This is a genomic window from Pseudoalteromonas luteoviolacea, assembly GCF_018100925.1.
GTDB classification, from domain to species: domain Bacteria; phylum Pseudomonadota; class Gammaproteobacteria; order Enterobacterales; family Alteromonadaceae; genus Pseudoalteromonas; species Pseudoalteromonas obscura.
Map to the genome: position 1 here is coordinate 281,735 of NZ_JAGJEH010000007.1, position 17,190 is coordinate 298,924.

The 17,190-nt window shown below is 44.4% G+C and carries 13 protein-coding genes; 4 read left to right on the plus strand and 9 right to left on the minus strand.

Annotated elements, in window-relative coordinates; all coding sequences use genetic code 11:
* Nucleotides 1-86: 86 nt before the first annotated feature.
* Nucleotides 87-773: a pirin family protein gene (locus tag J8M00_RS16750; RefSeq protein WP_211011679.1), complete on the plus strand. Its 687-nt coding sequence runs from the start codon at nt 87-89 to the stop codon at nt 771-773.
* A gap of 29 nt (nt 774-802) precedes the next feature.
* Nucleotides 803-1,018 carry a hypothetical protein gene (locus J8M00_RS16755; RefSeq protein ID WP_211011680.1) on the plus strand — a complete coding sequence of 72 codons (216 nt, stop codon included), beginning with the start codon at nt 803-805 and terminating at the stop codon, nt 1,016-1,018.
* A gap of 58 nt (nt 1,019-1,076) precedes the next feature.
* On the opposite strand, the gene J8M00_RS16760 is transcribed toward J8M00_RS16755, so the two are convergent.
* From J8M00_RS16760 to J8M00_RS16790, 6 genes are all read right to left on the minus strand, one after another.
* Nucleotides 1,077-1,925 (minus strand): hypothetical protein, encoded by an 849-nt coding sequence (locus J8M00_RS16760; RefSeq protein ID WP_211011681.1) that lies wholly within the window; start codon nt 1,923-1,925, stop codon nt 1,077-1,079.
* Nucleotides 1,926-2,369: 444 nt separating this feature from the next.
* Nucleotides 2,370-4,304 (minus strand): M4 family metallopeptidase, encoded by a 1,935-nt coding sequence (locus J8M00_RS16765; protein ID WP_211011682.1) that lies wholly within the window; start codon nt 4,302-4,304, stop codon nt 2,370-2,372.
* 88 nt (nt 4,305-4,392) lie between these two features.
* Nucleotides 4,393-6,018 carry a S8 family serine peptidase gene (locus J8M00_RS16770; RefSeq protein WP_211011683.1) on the minus strand — a complete coding sequence of 542 codons (1,626 nt, stop codon included), beginning with the start codon at nt 6,016-6,018 and terminating at the stop codon, nt 4,393-4,395.
* A gap of 12 nt (nt 6,019-6,030) precedes the next feature.
* Complete coding sequence (locus J8M00_RS16775; protein WP_211011684.1) at nt 6,031-8,043, minus strand: S8 family serine peptidase; 2,013 nt, start codon at nt 8,041-8,043, stop codon at nt 6,031-6,033.
* 323 nt (nt 8,044-8,366) lie between these two features.
* Nucleotides 8,367-10,457 carry a S8 family serine peptidase gene (locus J8M00_RS28325; protein ID WP_247687431.1) on the minus strand — a complete coding sequence of 697 codons (2,091 nt, stop codon included), beginning with the start codon at nt 10,455-10,457 and terminating at the stop codon, nt 8,367-8,369.
* Nucleotides 10,458-11,035: 578 nt separating this feature from the next.
* Nucleotides 11,036-11,875: a helix-turn-helix domain-containing protein gene (locus tag J8M00_RS16790; RefSeq protein WP_211011685.1), complete on the minus strand. Its 840-nt coding sequence runs from the start codon at nt 11,873-11,875 to the stop codon at nt 11,036-11,038.
* Nucleotides 11,876-12,339: 464 nt separating this feature from the next.
* Between J8M00_RS16790 and J8M00_RS16795 the strand changes: the two genes are divergently transcribed.
* Together J8M00_RS16795 and J8M00_RS16800 are read left to right on the plus strand one after the other, a co-directional pair.
* Nucleotides 12,340-13,218 carry a DMT family transporter gene (locus J8M00_RS16795; RefSeq protein ID WP_211011686.1) on the plus strand — a complete coding sequence of 293 codons (879 nt, stop codon included), beginning with the start codon at nt 12,340-12,342 and terminating at the stop codon, nt 13,216-13,218.
* 41 nt (nt 13,219-13,259) lie between these two features.
* The gene (locus J8M00_RS16800) at nt 13,260-13,787 is read left to right on the plus strand and encodes a hypothetical protein (protein ID WP_211011687.1); all 528 of its coding nucleotides are present in this window, start codon (nt 13,260-13,262) and stop codon (nt 13,785-13,787) included.
* Nucleotides 13,788-13,832: 45 nt separating this feature from the next.
* Here the strand turns inward: J8M00_RS16800 and J8M00_RS16805 are convergent, their stop codons facing one another.
* From J8M00_RS16805 to J8M00_RS16815, 3 genes are all read right to left on the minus strand, one after another.
* Nucleotides 13,833-14,849 (minus strand): serine hydrolase domain-containing protein, encoded by a 1,017-nt coding sequence (locus J8M00_RS16805; RefSeq protein WP_211011688.1) that lies wholly within the window; start codon nt 14,847-14,849, stop codon nt 13,833-13,835.
* Nucleotides 14,850-14,963: 114 nt separating this feature from the next.
* The gene (locus tag J8M00_RS16810) at nt 14,964-15,962 is read right to left on the minus strand and encodes an AraC family transcriptional regulator (RefSeq protein ID WP_211011689.1); all 999 of its coding nucleotides are present in this window, start codon (nt 15,960-15,962) and stop codon (nt 14,964-14,966) included.
* Between the two features lie 6 nt (nt 15,963-15,968).
* Nucleotides 15,969-16,742: an SDR family NAD(P)-dependent oxidoreductase gene (locus J8M00_RS16815; RefSeq protein WP_211011690.1), complete on the minus strand. Its 774-nt coding sequence runs from the start codon at nt 16,740-16,742 to the stop codon at nt 15,969-15,971.
* Nucleotides 16,743-17,190: the final 448 nt, after the last annotated feature.

A 17,190-nucleotide genomic window follows, 5' to 3' on the forward strand; every position in this document is an offset into this window, starting at 1 on the left:
TATTTTATAGGTATATATAAAACAACTGGCTTTCCTTAAACTTTACTCATCACTTAGAAACAGATTAAACACAATAGGAAACCACGATGAATATTCTTTCTAGAGACACATTACAATTAGGCGGTTTTGCAGGGATCACAGAGCACAGACTGGTAACCGACAGTCGAGTATTTGCCGGACGTAAAAAGCCGGAAACATTTGAAGGGTTGGGTAGCATGGTCTACCTTGCAGACGCCCGTTACCTGCCACACGGCCAATCAGGTATGCACCCACACAGCGAAATTGACGTCATTTCAATTGTGCTAGAGGGGCGCGTCAGTCACGAGGGTTCGCTCGAACACGGCAAAGATTTAATAGCAGGTGATGTACAAGTTCAAAGGGCTGGCGGTGAAGGTTTCAGCCACAATGAAATTAACCCGGATGAACAACCGAATCGCATGTTGCAAGTGTGGGCACTGCCAGAGGTATCTGGACAAGCTGCTGAATATAAGTCGTACACACCTAAAACAAAAGGTACAACACGCATTTATGGCGGTAGCCAATCACAAACCGATACCTTTGCCAGTGCCACTACAATGGACATCGTCCATTTAGATACCGCTGACAGTATCGAGATAGCCAATGATGCATTGGTTTATGTTATTGCTGGTAACGCGGAGCTGCGCCACATAGATGAATCCTTTGATATAAAAGAAGGTGATTTAGTTAGAAGTACAGAACTAAAAATCGTCGCTAGAGCGCATACACAACTGCTCGTTGTCTCTCATCGCTAACCTCAGCTCAAACAATAGGAGCAATGACTATGAAAACCAGCACACCGAGTCAACATTTACTGGCTTTGATCAACTACCTTGCATTACTGCCACTGGTGTATTTTATTCCTGAGCTGATAGCGCCATTTATTGGCGCAAATAAACTGCTGCATGTTGCCATTGCAGTGGCACTTATCGTGCCCGTGATCTCGTACGTTGTCATGCCTGTTGCGGTAAAACTTCTTTCAAGGAACGACGCACAATGATGACTACACAATACCACCCACAGTGTGGGTGGTTTAGTTGTCTATCGACGATAAGTTATCAGTGGAATGACAAACCATACATTAATACACGTCCTGCATTATAATAATCAGCCGTGCCTGTTGCTGAGATCCTGATTTTGGAAGTCGTTACAGCCTCAGGTAATCTATAAAGCTCTCTGACAAACCCCTTGCTAGGAATGCTAGAGGTAAACTCAAAGTCACCCTTTTTGACCCAAGCACCATTTTCCCAAGCTTCCAGCGTAAATGTGGTTAACCTATTTCCTTGACCATTATTGTAAGTACCAAGCTTAAAAGACTGTATTGTAAAGTTTCTTTTCAACTCAATTGAAAACGACATAGGGAAAGGTAAACCACCTTTGTCGGACATCATGTAAATGCCTTTTGTCGCATCATCTGTATCCATTAGGCAAGTTTCATCCAGAGGTCTGGTGTAATCAAATTCTCCGCCTGAGAATACCGGATCTGAGTCCAGACGGACAACATCAGAACATCCAGGTGGGGTTGTTAAAGCATCACTGTATTCAAAACCGAAGTCCCCTTTGCTGCCGTTAGAGCCGTACCAAGTACCTGTCCAGACATTTGAGGCATTTCGAGTACCTGTAAACCATTTTACGTTGCCATTGTCATTGAGTTTAAAGTGAACTCTAGGCTCTAGACCACTGCCGTAGAAGGCATTATTGGTTTCCTCGACTTCACCTGACAAAGTCACGTATTGGCCATCGTTACCGATAAGCATATTGCCCTGTTGAATTAAATTTACCGAAATCGAGTTTGTTGCATGGTTAACACCATCAAGTGAATCATCGAAGTTAATCACGACGTTTTGCGCAAATGCATAGGGCGCTGCGAAAAGTGAAGCCAGAACAATCCTTTTACTAAGTTTCATGTTTATACCTTTAAAGTCAGTTGTTTTTTTAGTCATTTACAGATATCTACTACCATAGACTCCGAACGAAAGAAAATAATTACCAAATTGTGTTGTGGCATTCTTACATGTAGACATGGCGAAACGTATCGTCCAAAAGCTTGCTTTCTTAACTTTCGATTATTGGCTTCACCATGTGCTCTCGCTGTACCTGACTCCTACTGAAATATTGATAACTGAAATGCTGACTAGATAAAAGATATCTGCAGTAAGTGGAATATATAAATTTGAAGTCTTTTATCTGTGTCCACGCAGTAATGGGCATGTGTTACTTGCAAAAAACAATAGCCAGAATACAGCTCTGGCTATTGCACACTGGCATGACAGTTTATTCAACATACGTTAACTGTCCCGGCAACGACATTTTTATATTACTAACTCATGTTATTGCCATATAAAGCGTGCTCATCCTTCACATGGCTGCACAAAACGCCAAACACCAAATGTCCCCGAGTTCAGATCTGGTCTTTCACCTTGCGTCCACCACCTTGCTCGATAGACTTTATTTTCATACGCAGAGTAACTACCGAGTACAAAAACTTTGTCATTACCCCACTGCTCAAAGCGACAACCTTTATCCTTTAGGGATAAATAGGCTACTTTTACATGCACTTCCCCCAGCGCATCTTCCACCCTAAGGGTTACTTTGTGACTACCCGGCTTCGCGAATGTATAGTTTGGGCTAGATTGCGCTGACGTGGCGCCATCACCAAAGTCCCACAAATAACTCACGATGCCTTTATCATCAACAGAGGTATCTTGGAATGCCACGACTAGATCTTGGGCGTTATACGTAAAGTTAGCTTGTGGTCCAATATTACCGTCGGACTCACAGCCACTGTCATCTTTCACGCCACTGCTATAAATGCCCGCAGCTTCTAGGGCCAACACAACATCATTGACACAGTAACCATAATCTTTAGCCGCCAGATACATGCCTTGCCCAGCATTGTCGAAGTCCGTATTGACGTGCCAGTAGAGTCGATTGGCTTGTGTCATAACATCAAATGCTTGTTTAATATTCCAGCCTTCAGATGTTGCAAGTCGATAGAAGATTAAACTGAAGATACCACCATTGGCATGCTGTCCCGCGCTTTCACTGTAGTCATCAATGTGTTTGATGACAGGGTTTTTCATATCTCGAGTAAATCCGCCGTTTTTACTCAACTCATCTCCTATTTTCCAGCTAAACTCACCATTTAAAAAGTCATGCATGGCTGCTGCGGTCATATCAGAATACGCTTCATCCAAAGCACCTGAAATGCCGAAAAATCCTAGCTGGGCATTGGCACTGGTGAAACCATGCGCAAGCTCATGGGCAACCACATCCAATGTTGTAAATGGATAGTAGTCGTGATTGCCATCACCAAATGATGCAATATTGTAGTTCCAAAACCCGCCAACGAGATCGACATCTCTGTGAACTTGAATTTTGATTTTTTCAGGATAAAGACGAGTATCATACCGCTCTTGATACATACGTATTGTTTGTTGTGTGAAGCCATGGGCATCATTGAGGGGAGAGTTAGCGCCATTTTTTGCCCGTTGGTCATTGTCGTAACAGGCAAAGCTGTGGATCTCCGGCTCACCTTGTTTGTTTTTTAGATCCCATGTTGCAAACAATGCATTGTCCAGCGTACACACGCCATTTTCTTCACGTATGTCCAAAGCTGGGTAACGCGCTTGAGGGCCAAATCGATAATCACCAGTCGCGCCATTGCCACCCGGCCCCGTCGCTTTTGCAGGTTGAAAACGGCGCAAATCATCCCAGCGTTTTATCACCTTGCCAGTGTGCGCATCAATGATAAAGTGCGGGCTTGTAGGTTGTTTTCCTTGCCATTCAAAAAAGCCAACTCTCCACACTAGATGCGCTCGACTATGTTCATCCAACCAAACATATAGTTTGCCATGGGTGTTTTCCAGCGCTTGCAGGTCCAAGCTGCGACCATCTGCTTTGACAGCTAATTGCAGCGCGGCGTGATAATCCCCCCCCGGGTCAATACTGTGAATATCGTCGCTGATCTTAGCAATAAATTGACCAATAAAATCGTAGCTTTTACCTTGCTTATCGGTGCTTGCCACAACCGACGCCCCGTATACTGGGATGCCTTTAAAGTATTGCTGATATTTCGTCCGCTTTTGCCCATTGGGGACCAAAGATTGAGCCTGTTCTTTATAACTATTCTCTTGGTTTTGTAAACTAGGTAATTGCGCATTAAATAGCTGTTGCGACAATTGATGTTGGGTACTCAAATCGACTTTTTCCGCTGCATTGACTTGTGAGAACAATGCGACATTTATTGCGCAAAAAGCCCATTGAACACGTTTCAACTTGTGCATTTGATAGTCCTTATTTTGAATTTTCTGAGCGAGTGTATGTGGGCACAACCTGAATGTTCCAGCTATGCCCGCGTTTTATGGCTCGTTTTTACGGCGCATAGCAGCGCGCTAACTTTTGCCATAAATGAGGGTATAAATCAGGCCTTATTCCAGCGCCCCAATGCAGTGCGCGGTACTTATAGTTTTGGTAAAACACCACCTCTCCTATTTGATAGCTGACATCAACTTGCCACTGCTTATGCCCTTCACATTGCGGTGGTAGGCCGCTATCAATCTCTATGGTTTGCACATGAATACGAGTTTGACCATCTGAGTCTGTCACCGTTAAACTCACTCGATAATGGCCGTCATTGAAGTAACTGTGTTCAGGGTTTGCCAGCGCCGATTGATGACCGTCTCCAAAATCCCACAGATGAGCCGCGATATACTGGTCATCACTGCTTTGATCGGTAAAGTAAACACTGCGCATAGATATTTGGTAGTCAAAATCAGCGACAGGTTTTGAGGCGCTAGGTTTACCACATCCCATTTTTTGCAGATAGTTGTCAGCTGTATACGCTTGAATTAGGCCAAACCCGTATTCGTCATCTCGACCATAATCTCCTTTGTCGATGGCGGTATACTGCAATGCGTCTCGCAACTGTTCATTAGTGCATCCGGGGTGTTTGTTCCAGAGCAAAGTAGCTATTCCCGCAACATGAGGGCTTGCCATGGAGGTCCCGCTCATCAATTTGTAGCCTAAGTCATGACTGGTTGATTTTACCCTGACACCGGGCGCAGCTAGCTCTACCGCATCATTAAACTGAGAAAACCGTGCTTTATCCGCGTTACTATCTACCGCAGCTACCGAAATAACCTCACTGTATGATGCCGGATAGTTTTTACTGCTGGTGCCATTGTTACCCGCAGCAGCAACATGCAACATGCCCTGTTGATAGCTCTTTTCGAACGCCAATCGTTCTGCTTGCGAGTGATGAGAACCACCTAAGCTCATATTAGTGACATTGCCACCTTGCGCCAAACAGTCTTCAATGGCCGCAATAATGTCAGAGCCATAAGCGCCCCGCCCTGCATCATCAAATACTTTTGAAATATGTAATTTAATCGGTGCACTGCCATGAACACCAGTAACCCCGACCCCATTACCACTTAAAGCAGCAATAGTGCCTGCAACATGGGTACCGTGACCAAGGCCATCTTTACGCCAGTCTCCTGTTGCCAAGGTGCCAAAATTACTTGCTCCTGTGACATGGCGAGTAGGAAGATCTGGATGCTCAACACTGTATCCGCTGTCTAACACGCACACCTTCTTGGGGCTACTTTGTGGCGGACGAATAAGATTTGCTTGCGTCATTACCACCCCGTAAGGGATCTCCTCACTCGAAATCGTACGAATTGGGTCCCGCTCAACAAACTCAATATCGGGTGAGAGACTCAGTTGCTGTTGTTGCGAAGCGGTCAAAACAAGAGTCATTGCATTGACTGACGGCAGCATTTTTTCAACCTGAAAACCAGACTGTTCAGCTACGCGTGCTAACCGCTTCGAGGTAAAGGTAGATACACGTTCAGGCTCAAGGGGCGCGTGTGAACTTTGCTGCCAAGGCGTATCCTTTAACTTAACTATGTAGTAGTGAGCAGCGCTCTGTGCGTTAGCAATACAAGGCAGCACCATACTGGCAATCAATAAAGACGAACATTGGAATTTCATAGACATTGTCAACCCCCTTTACAAACATGAACCTATCTTTGCCCATGGCTGTCCAGCACCATGATTTTGCTCTGGATTAATGCCTCGATTCCACCAGCGCGCCCGATATTCTGTATCATTGAGGTGGACGGTTTTTCCTTGACCGTAAGCGACTGTCACCAACCATGGGGTACTATCTGCACAACCTGGAGGCTTCTCACCAATTTGAATTTGTTGAGAAAACTCCGCCGATAGGCCTTCATTGTCAGCAACACGCAGGGTAACAAGGTAGCTGCCCGCTTTGGCATATTGGTGACTGACAGCCGCTTGTTGTGAGGTGAGGCCATCACCAAAGTCCCACAGATACGTCACTATCTCGCCGTCATCACTTGAATTATTGATTAAGTGCAGCGTTAGCTGTTCCGTTTGATAGGTAAAATGTGCTGTTGGCGCACCATCATTGGTTGTGCAAGTGCCATCAAATTGCCATACATTCGGATACGCAGCTGGCTGTGCGCCAGTTCCCCAATGAATCGCGGTATATTTGTTGTTTTGATATTTTACTTTGTCCCCTTTGCGGTATTCTGTACGACTATTCCACAGTGGCCGGTCTTCACAAATTGGCGCTATACCATCATCAACATCCAGCTGCTTTACCTTAAACCCTTGAATGTTATCTGTGTTTGTCACCTTTAGTTTGACTACATAGTCGCCTTCTTTGGCATACGCGTGGGTAGGGGATCGCTGTGTCGAACTTTTTCCATCACCGAACTCCCAAAAATATGAAACGATCCCTTGGTCATCCTGTGATGCATCTTGAAATGACACGGTTAAATGCGCCGCTTCATAGGTAAAGTCGGCCCGAGGCAAACCGGTTACCGGTTGGCACTCGAGGTTTTTAAGGTATTCATTGGCAGCAAAGGCTTTAACAATACCGAACCCATAGTAATCATCTCGGCCTTGCTCTCCTCTATCTTGAGCAGTTGCTTGCAGAGCTTGGCGGATCTGTGCATTGCTACAATTAGGGTGATGCCCCCAAATTAGTGCCGCAACACCCGAAACATGGGGCGTCGCCATAGAGGTCCCGCTCATAGTTCCATATTGACCTGAATTCAATGTAGAGAGTATGTCTACACCGGGAGCTGCCAACTCAACCTGATCATTATGGGTCGAAAAGCTCGCACGCTCACCTTGCTCATCAACCGCTGCAACTGCGATGACATTGTCATAAGAAGCTGGATAATGCTGGCTTTGCACGCCGCTATTTCCGGCGGCGGCGATGTGCAATACGCCTTGTGCATAAGTATCATTGAAAGCAATACGTTCAGCTTCGGAGGGCTGTCCACCCCCTAAGCTCATGCTGGTAATTTGGGCACCTGCAGCAACACATTGATATATTGCAGCGGCAATATCTGAACCATAGGCCCAGCCCCCGCCGTTATTGAAAACTTTGACAATATGCAAGCCGAGCGTGCCCGAGGGGTTCACGCCGACAACGCCAATATCATTGTTGCCAATCGCAGCAACGGTACCGGCAACATGGGTTCCATGGCCATGACCATCTTGATACCAATGACCGGTGTTGTGCTCTCCATGACCATCACTACCTGTAACCCCCAGATTTGGTAAATCAGGGTGACTCAAGGTATAACCAGTATCTAAAATACACACTTTTCGGTGCGGAGCACCGATATCACGGAGTAGATCTGCTTCGACCATTCTAATGCCGTATGGTGTAGTCTGCGCACTTAAATATCGCTTAGGGTCAACCTCTATTGATTGAACATCAGGATGGTTTTTTAAGCTGAGATACTGATCAGGCGTTAGCGTTAACGCCATTGCATATTGCTCTAAAAGGCGCTGTTTTGGCTGTGTTGATAGTTTTTCAGCTTGTATATCAAGATACCCTTGGGCATGTTCAAGCTGTTGAGCAGCTGAAAGGCCCCGCACTTTAGGGACATTAAATGTCACGATATAACGATTGCCCTCAATGGCAACATGTTTGCTCTGCAGGGCCACTGTGGTGAAATGAGAGAATAAAGATAAAGACAAAACTAAACCCCAAGCAGTTATTTTGCTGGGCTTAAAAAAAACTTTGGCGTTATTCATAATGAGCTCGATTGAAACACCTTGGCCACACGAATTGTGACCAAGGTGGATTAGAATAAAAAGGTGGGCGAACCCACCCCAGGTTGGTTAGCTAATACCAATCGGCATGAACAGAGTCACAAAAATGGCAATTAAATTGCACTCAACACCTCGCAATGCGCTCCAGTTGACGCTAACTACTCAAACGACTGCGATAGGTCATCAGCAAATTTACTCGCTCAAATTTACGCCCCTATGCATACTGATTGGTAAGTAATGAAACCGAATTAGTCACACTGTCCGTTGTTGATCCACACATCCCAGCGGCCAGAATATTGCTCAGGGTTTTTCCGTGTAGACCATTTCGCCGTGTACTTCACGTTGTTGAGGTGGACTTGATCGTCCATTATATAAGTTTTGTTGGCTTGCCAAGCAGGGAGCCCTCCACACGTTTGAACACCTTGATCGACTTTCACTGTCACTTCCTTACTACTGGAAAGCTGAGCTTGGTCTTGCACCGTCAACGTGATTGTATACTCCCCTTTGGTGGCATAAGTGTGTGAAGGTGCTTCGTGTGTGGAGCGATTGCCGTCACCAAAATCCCATTGATAGCTAACAATGCCGTTATCATCCCAAGAATTATTAATAAATTTGACAGTTAAGCCATTTGCTTGAGCGCTGAAATCCGCAGTGGGCGCAACATTGGCTGCATAACAACGGCCTTGTTTTTGCCAAATATCTGGGTAACGCGTTGGATAAGTCGCAAATGTGTCTTGCTTCGCAATATATTTGTAGTTTTGATAAAAAACCCGATCGCCAGGTGCATAAGTTTGATGCACTGAAAATCCAGGCAGCCCTTCACATTCGTCGGGAAGACCACTATCTACAATCACTTCTTGCTGGCTAATGCTCGCTTTACCTTGAGCATCGGTTGCAAGTAAAGTGACATAATAACGACCATCATTTACATAGGTGTAAGTTGGATTTTGCTCCGTTGAAATATCTTTCTCTGGGTTGTTCACATCGTTAAACTGCCAAAAGTGACTTATTACAGCGCTGTCATCGGTGGACTGATCAATAAAAGAGACCGTTTGTGCGTCTATCGAGTGGCTATAGTTTGCCACTGGTTGCTGATTGATCGCACTGTCACAACCATGCTCAGTTAAATAGTCACTGGCAGCTTTAGCCTGAACAATCCCGTAGCCATAGTATTGATCTCGACCTGTTGTGCCTCTATCTTGCGCACTTAGCACCAAAGCATTGCGAATATGCGCGTTAGAACATTCGCGGTGATTACTCCATACCAATGCAGCAACACCTGTCACATGGGGCGTCGCCATCGAGGTACCACTCCACGCTGCATAGCGATTGCCTGGCAAGGTTGAGTTGACCTCCACGCCTGGTGCTGCCAATTCAACTTGACCATGAAACTGAGAAAAACTCGCCCTATTACTGTGTTTGTCAACTGCGGCGACCGATATCACATTGTCATAAGACGCAGGAAAGTGCTCCATTGAAGAGCCATTGTTTCCTGCCGCAGCGATGTGTAAGATACCATCGGCATATGTTCGGTTGAACGCGTCGTTTTCCACCACAGAGAACGAAGTACCGCCCAAACTCATATTAATGATATCAGCACCAGCATCAGCGCACTGATCTACCGCAAACGCAATTTCCGATCCGTAAGTCCACTCACCCTTATCATCAAACACTTTGACAATATGCAACCCAATTGTGCCTGACGGATTTACACCTACCACACCAAGGCCATTTCCACCAAGTGCAGCAATAGTGCCTGCAACATGAGTACCGTGACCATGCCCGTCATGAAACCAATCTCCTGTGTCGTAATCACCATGACCATCATCTCCAGTTACGCCAGTACTCGGTAAGTCAGGATGCTCAGGTGAATAACCGGTATCCATCACACAAACTTTCACATTGCTCGCTTGTGCATCTGACAGCAATCTAGCTTGAACCAAATCTATCCCATAAGGTATGGCTTCAGCAGCCAAATACCGCTTTGGGTCTACTTCAATATAGGCAGTATCTGGATGCTTTAATAACGCTTGATATTGGCGCTCCGATAACTTTGCTGCAAACGCATTTTGACTCGGTAAAGCACGTAAGACTTGGCTATCAATGTCTTTGGCTAAATGTGTCATAAGTTGTGCTTTTGCCTGTGCTAGATGCTCACCTTGCATACCTTGAAGACTCAAACGCTGCGAAATTGCAGTGTCATTCATTTTGACGATATAACGCTGTGAGTCGTCCTGTGCGAGCAAATTATTGGATAACAAGGCACCTAAAAGCCCCAAATTGATCAGCGACAGCTTGCCGCATCTTCGTTTGTCTGTACCAACATATACATTATTCATGATGACTGTCCTTACATGCTCATAATTAAGTGTTTTGTATGCTGAAAAGCTCCACGCGTAACAAAACATCTTTCATTTCAGCCACATGCAAATCCCCTTTTAGCGATAAATCACGATATAGAGGTGTTACTAACTTTTTGCAATCTAGGTGAGCATTGCATTACACCAAGCTAATCACACTAGATGTGGCCCCGAAAACCGCCCTATTGTCTGTTTCATTTTATCTATATAAATCATAAGCTCGAACACAATGTATACAATATAAATTTGATTGCATACATATTTTTAACTTTTAATTCACACAAAGATGAGTTTGAAGTGTGTTGTTAGGCGCAAACCGGGAATACTCACCAGTTAAATTCACTGACAATTTAAAACCGACATAACAGCAAGTATGTGGCCTTAAAGCTTAAAACTCTGAGTGATTGATATGTAAGCCTGTTGTCGCATTACAATGATGGCAACATGTAAACATCAATGTTGTTTGGTCAGCTAGAAACACGTTACTTTGCAACAAACTCAACACAAAAATCGTGTATCGGCTGCACATATTAGTACTTATTGTCACTGCTATTTACTTATAATGACTGCGCTCCAAGCCACTGAACTCTAAATTGTTGGGGTGAAACGCCAGTCTGTTTTTTGAAGAATCGGCAAAAATAGCTGGCGTCGTCATACCCCAGCTCATAGGAAACTGTTTTGATATTTTTATTTGAAAAAGCAAGTAAGCGCCTTGATTCAACAAGTACTTTTTCATGCAGTAATTGAGTTACAGATTTACCAAATTGTGCTTTGGCTAGCTCACTTAATCGCTTATTTGTCATCGCTAACTGTCGCGCGTAAAAACGGGTATCCTTGTGCTGAGAGAAGTTGTCGTCGATAAGCTTCAGCAACTGGATCATTCTTTGGTCTTGCCGAGTCTGCGAGAATGCCTCAGGGCCTAGGTATCGCATGACATAGCGTAAAAAAGAGACCAGAAGGTTACTCATCATATCTCTATCAGGAGATGCTAAAGCCAACTCATCCTCAATGATCTTTATCAAACTCCTTAAGTGCTGATCACCTACTTCATCTAACGTGATGAAAGGTACATCGCTGCGATTTTGCAAAAAGAGTTTACCAATAGGCTGCTGACTTTTAATCTGGGAGTCAATAAATTCGGCGTTAAAGGAAATTGCATAAATATTGTCCGGCAGTTCGTGAACGTCATGGACCTGCCCGGGTGTAATAAAGAACATTCTGCTCGGTAACATAGCATACTCTACAAAATCTATACTCTGTTTCCCCTCACCGGAAAGAACCCAAAAAACCTCAAAATATTCATGTCGATGGGGCTGTGGAGATTCAGGCTCTGCATCGACATCTAAAAACTCTACATCAAATGATGTCCCTTTAGGCAACCTTTTGGTATCTAGCATGTTTCCTCCAACAAGTAAGCGTGTAGATAAAGTTGACTATCACGCCCTAAGAATTCAACCTCTTAGAATGGTTCCCTTGTCCATGACATGTATATAAGCTTTCACTTTGCCTCGAGGCACAATAGTAGAAAGTCAAAGTATGCAGTACCACGACAAATTTTAAAGCGCATAATTCAACTAATTTATAGGATTATGTGAACATTTTGGAAAGCCAACCTAATTGAAAGAAGGTAACGCAAACACTTCATCAAAACACCATCTAGATATTAAAGTACTATCAAGAAGAACCCGAAGAAGAGGCAAAGTCATTTAAATTAGGAAGTTAATAATACTTCTAAGGCAATTGCTGAAAACACCCCACACTTCTTGGGCAAAAAGTGCCACAAAATAGAAAGATCATCCATTTATCAACATCTGAGAGAGTGAAAAAATAATTGCACATTTTTTATATCTCAGGTGGAACAATGAACATAAATACTCTGTTTTCAAACACGCAGTTTCTAGGACTATCTACCGCGATACTAGGGATATTATTAATGAGCTTTGACCCCATATTCATTCGATATGCGGGTGTGGGCGGAACTGATACTGTTTTCCTTTTCGGGTTATTTACCGCGATATCCATGCCTGTCTTTTTAGCCATAACAGATAAAAGAGGAATTTACCGCGCAGTTAAACAAAGCGGTTGGCCGCTTGTCGTAGCTAGTCTGTTAATGCTATTGGGCAGTAGCACCTTCGTGGTCAGCGTGAAACATACCACAATAGCAAATACCTTTTTAATCCTTGCGACTACGCCAGTGATTTCAGCACTATTTAGCTGGCTCATTTTACGTGAAAAGTTAAACAAAGATATCTGGATGCCCATAACCTTGTTACTCTTTGGCGTCATTATTGTTGCCAAAGGGTCGTTGTCTTCTCTTAATTGGTTTGGAGACGCCATGGCACTGCTCTCAGTAACAAGCCTTTCTTTACTTTTTGTTTTACTTAGAAAATACCAACAAATAAGTAAAATCGCGGCAGTTGGTTTGGCTGGCATGCTGATAGCCTTAACCATGTTTTATTATGCCGATCCGGCAAGTTACACCACCAATACTTGGCTCATAATGGCTGCAATGGGTTTATTTACAGCCCCATTGGGCAGAGTGTTGTCTATGATGGCGACAACTTACATTAGCGCCGCTGAAGTGTCCATGACCCTCGTGCTCGAAGCCGTCTTTGCTACCTTTTGGGCCTATCTATTTTTTCAAGAAATCCCCTCTTTAGATAGCATTTTTGGCGGCATGATCATTCTCTTGTCACTCACAATCTACATCTGGAGATCCATTAAATCTCAAAAGCTTTGATCTAATTCTCTGATTTTATTCTCTTATCATTAGGAGGTTTTATGAAAAACCAATCACTGCCTATTTTTATCGACGCCTTGTCTAAGATATGGGGGCCTTTAACAGCCGATTTGACTAAACACAGTAAACAACTTTTAGAAACACTCGCAGCAAATTGCAGGGATGAGGAGTGGGTACACACATTGCTCGTAAACAAAGCTCCCAGTACTATCGTTTTTCACAGTGAAAAGCACGGGTTTATCTTGCAAGCCCATGTAGAGCAACAAGGTGACTATAGCGCCCCCCATGACCACGGTAATGGTTGGGTTTTGTATGCGACAGTGACAGGTGCAGTTGAAATGGGTGTGTTTCATCAAGTTGTTCAACCAGATGGCACGCTGACAGCTGTACAAAAAGATAAATATCAGCAGAGACCCGGACAGTGTCATGTTTATTTGCCTGGGGATATTCATGACACCACAGCCTTGCAAAACGGCACGCTTATGCTTCGGCTAACAAGCTGCGATTTTGAAAAAGAATTCAGCGAAGGCCGATTGATTCGCTATATCCACAACTGCGATAGATGGTAACGCCTCCTTACTGAGCTTTATTAAAATTGGCTTTTAACAAGGAAGTTAAATGCCCTTTAGCTTGCGCATAAGATCAAAGCCGAGCTTAGTGACTTTTTGCCCTTTGAGTTTATGCAGCCCTGAAATATTAGATAGGATGATATAGCCTGACTTGTTTTGTAAGTCGAGCAACATAACAGAGCTATAACCGCCAGTTCCACCATCGTGAAAATACACCGTATCGGTTTTATTTGAGCTGTCTAATAAATACCAACCTAAAGCCATTTTGGTAAAACGTTTTTCATACACAAGCTGCTGCTGGCATTGTGTCCAAGACAACATGCCGTCAAATTGTGCAGCGGCGAATTGACCAAGATCTTGAACGGTCGACAGTACAGCTCCAGCCCCTTGCAATACCCCTAAATCCCAATTGTTGGTTGGCTCGCCACTTTTACTCAGGCCCATAACCAACTCACCATGAACATCACGCCAATTGCAGAAACTACGATGCATATTGAGCGGCTCAAAAATACGTTTTTGCAATAGCTGCCCGTAATTCATGCCATCCATCTTAGCCAGCACATAACCCAGTAACCCCATCCCTAGGTTGGAATAATTGTGTGTGCGCTTGGTGTTGAGCTTTATATCATGGGCAAGATGCGTCAGAAGATCTGATTCCAAATAGGCAGCATAAGGGTTGTCTTTACGCTTAAACATTGCCTGCCAGAGCAGTCCTGGCGGCAGTCTTGGTAGGCCGGATGTGTGAGTTGCCAAAGACTCAAAGGAAATTTCCGCATTATCACGAATTTCAATCGCTAAATGTTCATTTATTGCATCATTTAAACTCAGTTTGTTCTCACACACCATTTGCGCCAGTACTGCACAAGTAAACAATTTAGTTAATGAGCCTATCTCGAATACCGACGTGCGATTATCAACTTGTTCAACACCTTTTCGGCCATGCCTCGCACCGTAGTAGTGGCAGTCACCGGCCACAAACTTTGCCACAGCCAGCTCAGTATTGGGCGAGAACAAACCTACAACACTCTTTATTGCTTGTATTTCTTGATCGTCAAACTGCATATTCGTGCCCTTCCTTCTGTACTACCTTTATTGGAGCACATGCTTGGGCACACAACAAAACGAATAACGTAAGCAAATGTTTATATTGAAATAGATTGCTTTACGCTGAACACGCTATATCGGCAACTGCTCCCGATAACTTCCAGGCGACACCCCACACCAAGTAGTGAATGCGCGAATAAATGAATTGGCTTCCTGATAACCCAATAAAAAAGCGATTTCGCTGAGCGACACATGTGACCGACTAAGATAATGCTTGGCCAATTGTAGACGCACATCTTGCAGAACTCGGTGAAAAGTAGTTTGCTCCTCAGTTAACTTGCGTTGCAGGGTGCGTTTACTCATAGTCAGCTTTTGTGCTACAAATTCTATGTCGCTATGCCCTGCTGGCAGAGATTCAACCAACACCGCGCGCACCCGTTCCACAATTGTGGCCGTCGCAGTGAGATCTGCTAACTTTTGCTTTAACCCACCTTCGAAGTAAGTCCACATACCTGAGTTTGCCGTCAAAAAAGGACGCACTGCATCTTCTGCTTTAAACATCAAAGATAGCTTGCTACCAAGCTTAGGTTTACACCCAAAAAACGTTTCGTATGCCGATAAATTATTCGGTAATTCCGGTAATATCACTGCCAGTGGGGTCACTTCATGACGAGTTGCTAAGCGCAACAATTTAGTAAAAAACACCATTTCAGTCAGCGCTAACACGGTTGGAACTGCACCTTCATACCCATAACAAGACAGCGCCATTTCTGTGCTCTTTTCATTCACGTCGAGATCCATTTTCATTGGGCCTATTAAAGGCTTGTAATGTTGGATCCGAGACAAAGCCGTGTTTAGATCAGGGCTACAAAGCGCAGCAAACAAAGGGGCGTCGAACACCTCAACGGTCAAATGCTCAGCTACCAATAAAGGCACATCCCGACCCTCTGCGGCCTTTTCAATCGCCAGCCACCAATCGAAATACTCTTTGGGTGAAAGCATGACCGAATCTCGGTTGAGTATATCCGCTGGCAGCTTGGAATAAGCCACCACAGTCTCAACATCAATATCCATGTCTTTGAGTAATATTTTACAATTGGAATGCACCGTGAACTTGCTAGCAATTTTCATAACTTGTTACTTTTCCATTGATTGACGAGACAACTTAAGCACCACTTTGCGTGGTAACAGGGGGGTGATCCAGTTTAGTAAAAACTGTAATTTCCGTTCATTAAAGGCCACCAGCTTGCCTTTTTGCATCGCTCGATATCCACATTCTGCCACCGACTTTGCCGACTTTGCATGTTTCCATACATCAACGCCTTCAAGGTTACCCGCCGCCACAAAACCTGTATTAACCGCCCCGGGACACAGCGCGGTGGCCGTCACACCGGTGCCGTCCAGCTCTTCCGCAATAGCTTGTGTATAAGAAGTCACGTAGGCTTTTGATGCATAGTATACCGCCTGCAATGGGCCCGGTAAAAATGACACGGTAGAAGACACATTTAAAATATGTCCGTGCTTTCGAGCAATCATGCCTTTTGAATATAAATGAGTAAGATCGGTCAGTGCAGTAATATTCACTTGCACCATTTGTTGATCCGATTCAAGATCACGCTGGTAAAACAACCCATGCCCCCCAAAACCAGCATTATTTATTAGCACATCAACCTCGATATTGAGCGCATTGGTTTTATCAAAAATACGCTGCGCCGCATGCTGTTGGGATAGGTCTTCACTTATCACCGTTGCTTTGATGTTGTATTTTATTTCAAGCTCCTTCGCTAACGCATTAAGCTTGTCTTGAGAGCGTGCAACCAATACCAAGTCGCCCCCTTGCTGCGCGTGAAGATGCGCCAGCTCAAGACCTATACCGCCCGATGCGCCTGTAATAAGTGCTGTATTTGCCATTTGTTTTACCTCTGTTTAAACCCCGCTGAACAATTAAATCCAGTATAAACATTCAAAACACGCCACACACTGACAATTTGTGACACCCAACATGCAAAAGATGCCAGCATTACTCAAAAGGTGCCAAAGTGGAAACCCCCATTACAGGTTTAAAGTAGTCTGAGACCGTGTTGCAGAAAAACTATCAACTTCCTCTTCCGTCATCCTGACGAAAGTCAGGATACATCTCACTCTATGTCATCAAACTCAACTGCACCTCACCCGTCATCCTGACGAAAGTCAGGATCCATCTCACTCTATGCCATCAAACTCAACTGCACCTCAGCAGTCACCCTGACGAAAGTAAGGGTACATCTCACTCTATGTCATCAAACTCAACTGCACCTCAGCAGTCACCCTGACGAAAGTCAGGATCCATCTCACTCTATGCCATCAAACTCAACTGCAC